Origin of the sequence: Natronosporangium hydrolyticum (genome assembly GCF_016925615.1) — a bacterium.
Taxonomy (GTDB): Bacteria; Actinomycetota; Actinomycetes; order Mycobacteriales; family Micromonosporaceae; genus Natronosporangium; species Natronosporangium hydrolyticum.
The window spans coordinates 1,523,740-1,534,412 of record NZ_CP070499.1; the positions used below are offsets into that span (position 1 = coordinate 1,523,740).

General features: G+C 65.6%; 8 protein-coding genes. 4 read left to right on the top strand and 4 right to left on the bottom strand.

The window, feature by feature from the left end; translation table 11 throughout:
* Positions 1 to 11: 11 nt before the first annotated feature.
* The 4 genes from JQS43_RS06895 to JQS43_RS06910 all read right to left on the bottom strand — a co-directional run bounded on the left by JQS43_RS06895 (position 12) and on the right by JQS43_RS06910 (position 5,071).
* A complete protein-coding gene (locus tag JQS43_RS06895; protein WP_239678225.1) occupies positions 12 to 1,472 on the bottom strand; it encodes an NDP-hexose 2,3-dehydratase family protein in 1,461 nt (486 codons plus the stop codon).
* 166 nt (positions 1,473 to 1,638) lie between these two features.
* Complete coding sequence (locus JQS43_RS06900; protein ID WP_239678226.1) at positions 1,639 to 2,748, bottom strand: DegT/DnrJ/EryC1/StrS family aminotransferase; 1,110 nt, start codon at positions 2,746 to 2,748, stop codon at positions 1,639 to 1,641.
* Between the two features lie 32 nt (positions 2,749 to 2,780).
* Positions 2,781 to 4,082, bottom strand: coding sequence for a cytochrome P450 family protein (locus tag JQS43_RS06905; RefSeq protein ID WP_239678227.1), 1,302 nt, complete (start codon positions 4,080 to 4,082; stop codon positions 2,781 to 2,783).
* 14 nt (positions 4,083 to 4,096) lie between these two features.
* Positions 4,097 to 5,071, bottom strand: a complete 975-nt coding sequence (locus JQS43_RS06910) for an aldo/keto reductase (protein ID WP_239678228.1) — start codon at positions 5,069 to 5,071, stop codon at positions 4,097 to 4,099.
* Positions 5,072 to 5,422: 351 nt separating this feature from the next.
* On the opposite strand from JQS43_RS06910, the gene JQS43_RS06915 reads away from it, so the two are divergent.
* From JQS43_RS06915 to JQS43_RS06930, 4 genes are all read left to right on the top strand, one after another.
* Positions 5,423 to 6,637 carry an FAD-dependent oxidoreductase gene (locus tag JQS43_RS06915; RefSeq protein WP_239678229.1) on the top strand — a complete coding sequence of 405 codons (1,215 nt, stop codon included), beginning with the start codon at positions 5,423 to 5,425 and terminating at the stop codon, positions 6,635 to 6,637.
* 62 nt (positions 6,638 to 6,699) lie between these two features.
* On the top strand, positions 6,700 to 8,085 hold the full coding sequence (locus tag JQS43_RS06920) for an activator-dependent family glycosyltransferase (protein ID WP_239678230.1): 1,386 nt from the start codon (positions 6,700 to 6,702) through the stop codon (positions 8,083 to 8,085).
* On the top strand, positions 8,082 to 9,074 hold the full coding sequence (locus tag JQS43_RS06925) for an NAD-dependent epimerase/dehydratase family protein (protein WP_239678231.1): 993 nt from the start codon (positions 8,082 to 8,084) through the stop codon (positions 9,072 to 9,074). Before JQS43_RS06920 ends, JQS43_RS06925 begins: the two co-directional genes overlap by 4 nt.
* 157 nt (positions 9,075 to 9,231) lie before the next feature.
* Positions 9,232 to 10,482, top strand: coding sequence for a nucleotide disphospho-sugar-binding domain-containing protein (locus JQS43_RS06930; protein ID WP_239678232.1), 1,251 nt, complete (start codon positions 9,232 to 9,234; stop codon positions 10,480 to 10,482).
* The last annotated feature ends 191 nt before the right edge of the window (positions 10,483 to 10,673 follow it).

Sequence of the window (10,673 nt, forward strand, 5' to 3'; positions counted from 1 at the left end):
TGGAAGGATGCTCACGGGTTGTCCGAGCCCAACAAGCTACGCAGACAGGCGACCAGGCTGCGAGCTTCGACGTTGACATAGTGGCTGTGCCGAAGTAGGTCAGCCAACTGGTGTAGCGCCAGCCATCGGAACTCTGGGTGCTCAGGCGTGCGGGCCGCGTCGACCTCGACGATCACATACCGGTTGACAGCTCGGTAGAAGCGGCCCCCTTCTTCCGACAGCAGCACGTCGTAGCGAATCTGGGCCGGGTCGGCGCCGAGCACCTCCTTCAGGAAGGCGGGGGGGCCGGTCGGAAGGTGCTCCCAGTTCGCCGGGGTGCACCGGACCGTCGGCCCGACCTCTGCGACGTCCAGACAACCCGGCTGAACCTGGCAACGGGCCAGGACATGGAGAATCCCATCGATGCGGCTAGCGAGAAAGGCGATGACGCCAGTGTCTTTCGGGCGGATCATCGGTTGACTCCACTGCCGCACCTCCCGGCCACCGGCCTGGACCTGCACTCCGATCACGTCGAAGAAGGCGCCGGTCTCATGGTGGATGACCCCGTCCTGGCGTTGCCAGCCGGCCAGGCTTCGTAGCGGAACCGGCGTGGTCCGAACCTCCGCACTACTGCGGATCTCCGTGATCCAGTTGAGGATCTCGTCCAGTGCGTGCACTGCTCCGGCAGCGGCAGAGCAGGAACGCAGCAGGCTCGCCTGGAAGTCGTCGGCGTCGGGCAGGCGGGAAGCCAACTCCTCACCCGGCCACGGAAGGCAGGACAACACGGTTCGAGTATCCATGTTGACTAGATCCTCGACCTGTAGCAGCTGGTGCAGCTGCCCCAGGGTGAGCCAGCAGAAACCCGCCGCTGCCGGCACGTCGTCGGTGGTCTCAACCACCATGTTCCGGTTGCGCTTCTGATAGAACCATGAGCCCTGCTCAGACTGCCTAACGTCGGTGATCAATCGGGTTCGGCCGGAACCGCGGAAGAACTCGAGGTAGGGCACCGCGCGGCCGCGGTGTACGCCGGTGTAGTTGCTACGAGTTGCCTGGACCGTCGGCGAAAGCTGGAGCCCGTTCTGGTTTCCCGGCTCGACCTTTGCCTGCATCAGGCAGTGCAGGACGCCGTCGAACCGGCGGACCAGCAGACCGAGAATCCCGACCTCGGGTTGGTAGATGATGGGTTGCTGCCAGCGTGGCACCGGGCCATCGGCGACCTCGACATCCAAACCTCGTACGCTGAAAAACCGGCCACTGTCGTGCTGGAGATCGCCGGTATCGGCATCGGTGCGCCATCCCGCCAACTCGTCGAGCGGCAGCTGCTGCGTTTCCGTGTAGCAGTCGGCACGAAGCTGTGCGAACCAGGGGTGGAAGCCGGCCAGGTCAGTCAGCGGAGTGTGCCGGGCCAGCGCCGATTCAGCCAGCGCCGATCCTACTCGGCCATCTCGAGGACAAGGCGGAGTGGACGAGCTCGGAGAGGTGCGTTCACGCATGGAAACTCCTAGCCGACGGCGTCTCCTCGACGCTAGTGGGACGCTCGTGGGCCGAGTACCCGTATAACTGTCGGTGGTGGGATCGTAGGGGGTGTAAGGGGGAGAGTTTGTGCAGGCAGCGGGCTCCGGAGTTCACATCCGGAGCCCGCTGCCTGCGTTTCACCGGCTACAGGGTCCGCAGCACCTCGCGTACGGCGTCGATCACCTTGTCCTGGAGGTCCTTGGAGAGCGACGGGTACATCGGCAACGAGAAGATCTCGTCGGCGAGGCGCTCGGTGACCGGTAACGAACCGGTCTGGTATCCGAGATGGGCAAACCCGGTCATGGTGTGGATTGGCCAGGGATAGCTGATGTTGAGCCGGATGTCGTACGCCTTCAACGCGTCGATAATCTGATCACGACGGGGATGCCTGACCACATAGACGTAGTAGACGTGGTCGTTGCCTGGAGCCAGCGACGGCAACACCAGCTCGGTGTCACCCAGCCCTTCCGCGTAACGGGCGGCGACGGCGCGCCGACCAGCGATGTAGCTGTCAAGCCGGCCGAGTTTGCGGCGCAGGATCTCCGCGTGTACCTCGTCGAGTCGGCTGTTGTGGCCTGGAGTCTGTACCACATAGTAGTGTTGCTCCATGCCGTAGTAACGCAGCCGCCGCAGGTTAGCCGCGGTCTCGTCGCTGTCGGTGATGGTTGCTCCGCCGTCGCCGTACGCCCCGAGCACCTTGGTCGGATAGAAGGAGAAGGCGGCGGCGTCGCTCATGCTGCCGGCGATCTGGCCGTGGTGGCGGGCGCCATGAGACTGCGCGCAGTCTTCGAGCATTACCAGATCGTGCCGGGCCGCCAACGCCCGCAGCGGCGCCATATCTACGCACTGCCCGTACAGGTGTACCGGCAGAATGCACCGGGTTCGGGGCGTGATCGCAGCTTCGACCTGAGCAGTATCCATGAGGAAGTTTTCTTCATGGATGTCTACGAATACTGGTGTGGCGCCGGTGCCGTCTATCGCCACCACGGTCGGGGCCGCAGTGTTGGAGACGGTGATGACTTCGTCTCCGGGTGCTACGCCGATCGCCTGGAGTCCCAGTTTGATCGCGTTTGTCCCGTTGTCTATTCCAACACCGTGAGACACGCCGTGGTAAGCGGCGAACTCGGACTCGAAACGGCGCACGCTCTCGCCGAGCACAAGCATGCCCGAGCTGAAGACCGTATCGACCGCATCGAGGATGTCCTCCCGCTCCTGCTGGTACTCGGCGAGGTAGTTCCACACTTGCGTGGTCATAAGCGCTCCATCTACACCAGACCCGACGGTTATCACTTTGCGACCGGGCAGCGCGCGACCCCGCGCACGACCGGGGATCTCATCCGGCGGACGACATCACCCGCCGGCCGCAGCGCGGGTGCCGCCTGTGCGAGGACTGACAGCCCGACCGTGGCCAGCAGCCGGGTGAACGGTGCGACGAAACCGGAGTTCGTGCCGTCAGCCAAGGACAGGTGTCGCCGCGACGTGCGATCCGGGTCGAACTGCTCCGGATCCTCGAACACTTCCGGGTCACGGTTGGCCGCATCCACCAAGACCACCAGTTGGTCGCCCTTGCGCACCGGCTGGCCAAGTATTTCCAACCCCTCGGCGGCGAGCCGGCTCTCCATGCGCACCGGAGGTTCGTAGCGGAGGCTCTCCTCGACCACTGCTCCGGCGTAGTCAGGATCACTGTGGAGGCGGCGCCAATGGTCAGGATGGGCGACCGTGGTCAGCACCGCATCGCAGATGGCCGTTACCGTGACCTCCACCCCTACGATGGTCGTGAGGAGGGCAATGGTCCGGGCGTCGTCGCTGCGGGAGTCGGAGCCATTGGGGAGCCGGGACAGTTCGGCAAGCGCATCGTCGCCGTCGAATGTCTGTTGGCGGGCGGCCACGAGGTCGTCAACCAGTGCCTGGAGGTCATCCAGTGCGGTGGTGAGGCGCCGAGCGCCGGCGAGGGTGGGCGGGCACAGCAGCGCGTCCTGGGCCCCGCTGACCTCGTCGCAGCGGGCAACGAACCGGGCGCGCTGCTCGTTCGGCACCCCGAGTAGTTCCGCGAGGAAGCCGGTGACCAGCGGCCCGACGACGTCCCGGGCCAGATCAAATTCGTGGCCCGCGGCGTCCACCAGTTCCTGGCAACGCTTCATAGCCGTGCTCCGGCGGTCTACCAACGCCGCAGTGCCGAACGCGGGCGTCGCCACCGCGGTGAGTCGCTCCAGCTCCGGGCGTTCGCGCGCCAGACATTCATCGATTGTCAGGACATGTTTGAGAGTGGTCTGGGCGTCGATCGAGAACGGCCGCTTCCGTCGGCGAGCGCTAGCCTGATCGACGACGGAGAACCGGGGGTCGGTGAGGATCGTCGTGCCGACCGAGAGATCTGTGGTGACCCAGACGTCCACCTCACTCTGGCGCAGCCGCGGATCCCCCCGCATCCCGCGGAAGAGCATGTGCGGATCCACACCCTGGGCTCGGAGTAGTAGCGCGTACGGGTCCCCGCGGTTGCCCCGCATCCACTGCATACCCCGGGCGGCGAGCAGATGGCGGGAGAGGTCGCTGTCCCGCACCTGGCGGGGATCGATCTGGTGTCGGGTCACGGCGGCGCCTCCGCTTACCAGGCCTGCGGGATCTGGCTGACCATCGGCGGGAAGATTTCATCCAGCTCCGTGAGCATCGCTTGGTCCAGCTCAAGCTTCATGGCGTAGACCGCGCTGTCCAGGTGCGCCATCGACCGCGGTCCGATGATGACCGAGGTGATTCCGGGCCGGCTCAGTAGCCACGCTTGGCCCACCTCTGCGGGCGCCAAGCCGGCTTCTTCGCACAGCCGCTCGTAGGCGGCGACATCGCTGCGGCGGGTCTCGATCGCGACCATGGCCCGGCCCTGTGCGGACTTGACTGCGGTCCCGTCTGCCAACTTCTTCAACGCGCCACCCAGCAAGCCGCCATGCAGCGGCGAACTCGCCAGTAGCGCGGTGCCGTATGCGGTCGCTGCCGGCACCAGCTCGAGTTCGGGCTGCCGGTTGATCAGATTGTAGAGGCACTGCTCCGACACCAGACCCAACCGGTTCCGTCGCCGCGCCGCCTCCTGTCCGGCGACCAGGCTCCAGCCCGTAAAGTTTGACGATCCGACGTACCGGACCTTTCCCTGCTGGACCAAGAGCTCCATCGCTTCCCAGACCTCGTCCCAGGTGGTATCCGGGTCGGCATGGTGCATCTGATAGAGGTCGATCCAGTCGGTCTTCAGCCGTCGAAGCGAGTCATCGCACGCCGCGATAATGTGCCGAATCGACAGGCCCTGGTCGTTGGGCCAGTCACTCATCGAGTTGTAGACCTTGGTGCCGAGGACTACCTTCTCCCGCCGGCGCCCGCCCTGGGCGAACCACTCGCCGATCAGTTCTTCGGTGAGCCCACGGTGGACCTGCCAGCCGTAATGATTGGCGGTGTCGAAGAAGTTTATTCCATGCTCGAGTGCGGCGTCCATTAGCTCGAACGCCTCTTCCCGGGTGGTACGTACCCCGAGATTCAGTGTGCCGAGGCACAGCGGGCTGACCTTGAGGGCCGTGCGGCCGAGCCGTACGTACTCCATCCCCAACACCTCTGATCGTCGGTTTCTTCGCGTTGCCGGCACCCCTTCGAAGCAAAGTTCGCCTGCGAACCTGGCGTGAGCACCGTGACGGGTCGATCGTCGCGGCGTGGCAGCCACCCGTCGGGGAGGTCGCCACGATGAGGCCCGTCCCTGTATAGCGTGTGTGATCAGGCGTGAACACCCCTATGCTTACCCCACATCCGGTGCGATCGGAGGCGCCCACCGGCATTAGGGGCTGGCGGCCGGAGACGCTCGTGAGACAGTGAACGCGCGGCCCCCAGTCCTGCCGCCGCAAGCGCGCGAGCCCGAGGTGCTGCCCGCGACCATCGACCGCATATGGAGAGACGCGACATGACGACTGCTTTGATCATTGGCGGGGGCGTCGCCGGGCCAACCAGTGCGATCGCGCTGCAGAAGGCTGGAGTCGAAGCCGTGGTTTACGAGGCCTACGACCGTGGCGCGGACGGCATCGGTGCCAACCTGGTCCTTGCGGTCAACGGCTACCGGGCGCTGCTAGAACTTGGTGTCAAACATCTTGAGGACGGCTTCGACGTTCCGCGTTATCGGTACCACATTGGCAGCGGCAAGGCTTTGGCCCAGGTCAACAACGGCAATCCACTCGCCGACGGCACGGTGGGCCACGCAATCACTCGTTCCGATCTCTACCGTCGGCTCCGCGACGAGGCGATCAGCCGAGGTGTCCAGATCGAATTCGGAAAGCGACTCGTTAACGCGGAACTGACCAACGATGGCGTGGTGGCGCACTTCGCCGACGGCAGTAAGGCGGAGGGCGACCTGCTGATCGGTGCCGACGGTCTGCACTCGACGGTACGCCGGTTGATCGATCCTACGGAGTTGGAGCTGCGCTATGGCGGGCTGGTGACGACCAGCGGCTACACCAGCGGCGTCGAGGTGCCAGGCGAACCGGGTACCGAGTTCATGTACCTGGGGAAGCGGGCGTTCTTCTGCTATATCCACGACCCGGCCGGCGTCGTCTGGTGGTACGCCGCGCCTACCTGGCCAGAGGAGCCCACCGCCGACGAACTCTCTGCGCTCACACCACAGCAGTGGCGAGAGCAACTGCTCGACCTGTTTGCTGCCGACGACAGCCCGGCGAAGACGATCATCCAGGCTGCCGAGGAGATTACTCCGCCGCGACCGATCCAGGACATTCCTCACGTACCGCGTTGGCACAACGGCCGAATGGTGATCATCGGCGACGCCTGCCACGCGGTGTCGCCGTCCGGCGGGCAGGGTGTCTCGATGGCGATTGAAGACGCGCTGGTCCTGGGCAAGTGTTTGCGCGACATCAAGTCGATCGAGGAGGCGCTGAACACCTACGAGCGGCTCCGCCGGGATCGGGTCGAGAAGGTGGTCGAGTTCGGCCGGGACGCCAGCCGGTCGATCGCGGTGAACGGGCAGGCCCGTCGGGTCTTTCGGGACATCTTTCTGCCGTTGGTCTTCAACCAGAAAGGGGCTGAGAAAGACCTCGAAAAGATGAGCTGGCTCTACGACTACCGCGTCGACTGGGACTCGCCGGTGGCCGCCGACAGCACAGTACCGTGATGCGCAGCGGCCGTCGCTGCGCCGAATCGTGCTCCCAGCCCCGGCGCAAGGCCTGGTAGCCGATGCGTGTTCTGTTTACGGTCTACGCAGCCAAGACGCACTTCTACAACATGGTGCCGCTGGCCTGGGCCCTACGAGCAGCCGGCCATGAGGTGTGCGTGGCCACGCCGCCAGAGTTGGTGGCGGCGGTTACCAATGCGGGGTTGCCGGTGGTCCCAGCCGGCGACGGCCCGGAACCGGACCCCGACCACGCCACCGGTAGTGACCACGTGACCAGCACCGGCACCTGGCAGAGTCTCACCGCGGGCATGACCGAGACGCGCCCCGAGGAACTGACCTGGGACTACGTGCTGGGTGCATTCACCGTGGCCTGCTCACTGCACTACGAGCATATGACAGGTGGCCGGTCGATGCTCGACGCCGTGGTCGAGTTCGCGCAACGGTGGCGCCCTGACCTGGTGATCTGGGACGCCATGACCTTTGCCGGTCCGGTCGCGGCGCAGGTGTGCGGTGCCGCCCATGCCAGGTTCCTCTTCGGCCTCGACTACATCGCTCGAATGTACGGCGACTACCACCGGCTACTCGAAGCCCAGCACCCGCAACGCCGTGACGACCCGATCGGTGACTGGCTTGCCGGCCGGCTCGACCGCTTCGGGGCGGTGTATGACCCAGCGCTTCAACGAGAGCTCATGACCGGGCAGTGGACGATCGATCCCACTCCGGAGTGGATGCGGCTACCGCTGGACCTGCCGTACGTGGCGTTGCGGTATGTGCCGTACAACGGGATGACCGTGGTGCCCGACTGGGTCCGTCGCCGGCCTGAGCGGCCCCGGGTATGCCTGACGCTAGGCATGACCGGCCGCGAGAACCTCGGCGGTGACCTGGTCTCGATCGGCGAACTCCTCGACGCGATCGCCAGTCTCGACATAGAGCTGGTGGCGACGCTCACCGCCGACCAGCTGGGAAGTTACGAAGCGCCGGACAACGTCCGGGTGGTGGATTTCGTACCACTTAACGAAATCCTGCCAACCTGCTCCGCGATCATCCATCATGGCGGTTTCGGCAGCCTCGGTAATGCCATGGCGCACGGGGTGCCCCACCTGATCGTGCCCGGGCGGTACTGGGACGAGGTGGATTTCGGCCGCCTCCTCGACAGCCGTGGCGCCGGTCTCTACCTCGACCCGTACCGGATGGCTGGCGACGCACTCAAGAGCAAGCTCTCGGTCGAAGCGCTCCGCGAGAAGCTTACGGAGCTGCTCGCCGACCCCGGCTACCTAGGCAACGCCCGGCAGATCCGCTCGGAACTCCGTAGCACCCCGAGCCCGAACGATCTGGTGCCGGTCCTGGAGGAGTTCGCCGCGAAGCACCACGGTGGAGCCTCCGGTGCGGCCGGAGCTGCCCGCGGAAGAATCCCCGCATCCCCGCACGTATCGGAAGGACCATCGTGACAACAGAGACCTGGGCTGGCAAGAACGTGGTCGTTACCGGTGGGATCGGCCTGCTCGGCTCCCACTTTGTCGAGGAGCTGCTCGCCCGGGGGGCGGCCGTGAGCTGCCTCTATCGCCGGGACAACCGACGGGTGCTGCCGCAGTTGGGGGAGTCCGACCGGTTGCGGGCGGTCCGGGTCGACCTGCTCGATGAAGCGGCGCTCGCCGAGGTGCTGGATTCGGTCAAGCCGCACGTCGATATGATCATCCATTGCGCGGTAGTCTCCGGGCCGATGCCCGTCCGGCTGAACCAACCCGCGCACATCCTCGACGCGAACATGCGGGTGGCATCGAATATCCTCAACGCCGCTCGCCGCTTGGACATTACCAACCTGGTACTCCTGAGCTCCAGCGATATCTACCTCACGGCTAGCGAGCAGCCGATCCGGGAAGAGGACGACTTTACCCAACAGATGCGCTACTCCCCGGACGGGTACTACCTGTCCAAGAACTTCGCCGAGATCCTCGCGGAGGCATTCCGCACCGAGTACGGTATGAACATCTACCTACCCCGGCTGACCAGTGTGTATGGTCCGAGGGACAACTTCGAGCCGGATACCGACCGAGTCGTGCCTAGTATGTTCGCCAAGGTCGTGGCGGGGGAGCCGATCGAAATCTGGGGCGACGGTAGCCAGACTCGTACCTACATGTTCGTCACCGACCTAGTGCGAGCGGTCCTCCAGATGGTCGAGAAGGGCAAGTATCACACCCTCAATGTCGGCACCAGCGAAACCGTATCGGTCCTGCAACTGGCGAAGCTCGTCTGCGCGGCGCTCGGCGAGCCGGAACGGATCCGGATCGACGAGAGCAAGTCCGGGGGGCGGCCCAGCCGCACCCTCGACGTCAGCAGGCTCCACGAGATCATCGACTTCACCCCGCGTCCGTTGGTCGAAGGGCTCCGCGAGACCGTGGCCTGGTATCGGAACCGGCCCCGTCCTACGGCCGGATGACCACGGCAGCCCAACGCCAGCTCCCCTAACGGACCCCTGCCGCCGGGGCTGCGGCGCGGATAGGGGTCCGCGCAGCCCAGTCCCGGTGTTAGCGTCGCGTCGGCGCCGCAACGCCGGCATCTCGCCCGTTCGTCGACGGACCCCGCTGGAGAGAACAATGCGCGTGATGGTAGCCACCCAGGCAGTCAACTCCCACCTGTACAACATCGTCCCGATGGCGTGGGCGTTGCGAGCGGCTGGACACGAAGTCTGCGTCGCGACCCAGCCGAACCTGCTGGAAGAGGCTAAGCGGACCGGACTGACTGCGGTGGCGGTCGGGGACGAGCTGCCAGCGGCACGCGGTGAGCTCGACACCGCCGACACGCCGTACGGCCTGACTCACGACATCACCGAGACCGATCCGGCGACTCTGACCGCTGAGTACATCCGCGGTGTCTTCGCCGACTACACCTCGGTGGTCTGCGAATACTCCTCAAACCAGGCGGTGCTCGATGATCTTGTCGAGTTCGGTCGGGCCTGGCGGCCGGACCTGCTGCTCTGGGACGCACACACCTACGCCGGCTCGGTGGCCTCCCGGGCGCTGGGAATCGCCGATGCCCGCATGCTACCCGCGCCCGATCACTGGGCGCGGCTGCGGACCCGCTTCCTCGAGCTGACCGGCGGGGGATCCGGAGACGACGATCCGCTCGCCGGCTATTTCGGCGAGAAGCTGGCCAAGTACGGGTGCGCCTTCGACGAGAGCGTCGTATTCGGGCGGGCTACCATCGATCCGCTCCCCAGCTGGTTGGGCATTCCGGTCGAGCCCAACCACTGGCCGGTAAGGCACATCCCCTACAGCGGGCCGAGTGTGATCCCAGCCTGGCTGCGCAAAGAGCCCCGCCGCCGTCGAGTCTGCCTCACGCTTGGCCAGACCCGGCGCTCGCTCGGTTCGGCCGTTGGCGACAACGACGATCGGGCCCCCGCAGTCGCGTTCCTGGAGGCGTTGGCCTCGCTGGACGTCGAAATCGTCGCGACGCTCAACGCTTCCCAGATACCGGCCGGCACGAGCATCCCGGACAACGTCCGCCTCTTCGACTACCTACCCCTCAACGCGTTGCTGCCCAGCTGCGCCGCGGTGATCCACTACGGCGGGATGGGGACCGTTAATGTCGCGGTTGCGCACGGCGTTCCGCAGCTCAGTATCCCTGGCAACATCTGGGGTGAGCGGGGCATTATGCAGGCAGTCTCCGCGCAGGGGGCGGGCCTCATAGCCGACCCCGACAACCTGGTCGAGAAGCTCCGGGAAATCCTCGACAACGACAGCTTCCGGGAATCGGCGCTCCGCATTCGGGACGAAATGCTGAGTCGCCCGAGCCCGCGTGACCTGGTGCCACAGCTGGAGTCGTTGGCAGCCCTGGCGACGGCGTGAAGGATGTCTTCGGCAGACCACCCGCGCTAGGGGAGGGCAACGTCGATTAGGGGTTCAGCCAGGTACCCGCCTTCTATAAGCTCGGCCGCAGCTCCTCCATTCCCGGGAGGGCCAGTGCCATGAGAGTCCTACCCGGAGCGTGCCCACAGCCTTCGCCGTCGCGGCGACACCGCGGTGGAGATCCATAGCGC

Excerpts from the sequence above, each read along its gene's own strand:
- JQS43_RS06900 (WP_239678226.1), bottom strand. The coding sequence starts at position 2,748 with ATGACCACGCAAGTGTGGAACTACCTCGCCGAGTACCAGCAGGAGCGG.
- JQS43_RS06910 (WP_239678228.1), bottom strand. The coding sequence starts at position 5,071 with ATGGAGTACGTACGGCTCGGCCGCACGGCCCTCAAGGTCAGCCCGCTG.
- JQS43_RS06915 (WP_239678229.1), top strand. The coding sequence starts at position 5,423 with ATGACGACTGCTTTGATCATTGGCGGGGGCGTCGCCGGGCCAACCAGT.
- JQS43_RS06930 (WP_239678232.1), top strand. The coding sequence starts at position 9,232 with ATGCGCGTGATGGTAGCCACCCAGGCAGTCAACTCCCACCTGTACAAC.
- JQS43_RS06895 (WP_239678225.1), bottom strand. The coding sequence starts at position 1,472 with ATGCGTGAACGCACCTCTCCGAGCTCGTCCACTCCGCCTTGTCCTCGA.
- JQS43_RS06920 (WP_239678230.1), top strand. The coding sequence starts at position 6,700 with ATGCGTGTTCTGTTTACGGTCTACGCAGCCAAGACGCACTTCTACAAC.